We start from the raw sequence: 1,266 nt of genomic DNA, 5'->3' as shown, positions 1-1,266 counted from the left end.
GGGTATTTCGATACCATCGTGATCAACTCGGTGGTGCAATATTTCCCCAGTGCCAACTACTTAATGGAGGTGGTCCGCCAAGCGATGGACCTGCTGGTGCCCGGTGGACGTGTTTTCATCGGTGACGTGCGCAATCTTAACCTGCTGAACTGTTTCACCACCGCGGTGCAGTTGCACCAAGCCGACCCTGCGACCGATGACAGGTCTAGCTTAAACCGGCGTATCCAGCAAGCGCTGCTTGCCGAAAAAGAGCTGCTGCTAGCACCAGCCTTCTTCAGCGCACTGCCAGACAGGATCGACACGATTGCGGCGGTTGATATTCAACTTAAGCGCAGTGACTACCATAATGAATTGAGCCGCTATCGCTACGACGTGGTGCTGCGCAAAGGACCCGTCAACACATTGTCGCTCGCCCAAGCGCCACAGTGGCGTTGGGGACGAGGCATCGTTGAGATCGAAGCGCTACAGACATTGCTTGCCACAGAGCGTCCCGCTCAGCTGCGCATCACGGGTGTGCCTAATGCAAGGCTAGCGCTGGAGATAGAAGCGATGCAGGCGCTTGAGCATAGCGATGATATCGGCCTGATTCAGCGTCAGTTCATCACCGGCGACGCGCAAACGATCGGATTGGCGCCCGAGGCATTTTACGCTCTGGGAGAGTCACACGGATATTGGGTTGGCATCACTTGGTCAGAACATGATGCCCATGCTTGCATGGACGTCGTGTTCGTGCAAGCCAGTGAGATGGCGCAAGCGATGCCCACCGATGTGTACCTTGGGCCCGCCAACAACGACCAGCCGTCACCGTTCAGCTACGCTAATCAACCGGCTAGCTTCGATCCCTTTGCAGACATTCGCCGCTATGTGGCGACACAACTGCCTGATTACATGGTGCCGGCCGCGTTCGTGCGACTGGATGCGTTGCCCCTGACGCCCAACGGCAAGCTCGATCGTCGTGCGTTACCCGCACCGGATGACGACGCGCTCGCGCATCAGGCGTATGAAGCGCCGCAAGGTGAGTTAGAGGCCACGCTAGCGACGATCTGGGCGGAGCTATTGGGCAACGAGCGTGTGGGCCGGCATGACAGCTTCTTTGCTCTGGGTGGCCATTCGCTGCTGGCGGTGCGTTTGATGAACCGGGTCAGGGCGCTGGGTGCTGAGATGCCGCTAACAAGCTTATTCGCGTCGCCGACGCTGGCGGCGTTCGCGGCGGCGGTGAGTGCGCAGTTGAACCAGCAAGTCAACGCATTGCCTGAGATCACACCG

General features: G+C 58.6%; 1 protein-coding gene. It reads left to right on the top strand.

What is annotated here, in order from left to right:
* Nucleotides 1–63: 63 nt before the first annotated feature.
* The coding region (locus tag B0O95_RS16855; protein ID WP_233203461.1) for a phosphopantetheine-binding protein at nucleotides 64–1,266 on the top strand (1,203 nt) is incomplete at its 3' end.

It is taken from the genome of Mycetohabitans endofungorum (genome assembly GCF_002927045.1).
GTDB lineage: Bacteria > Pseudomonadota > Gammaproteobacteria > Burkholderiales > Burkholderiaceae > Mycetohabitans > Mycetohabitans endofungorum.
This window is presented reverse-complemented; position numbering and strand designations above follow the sequence as displayed.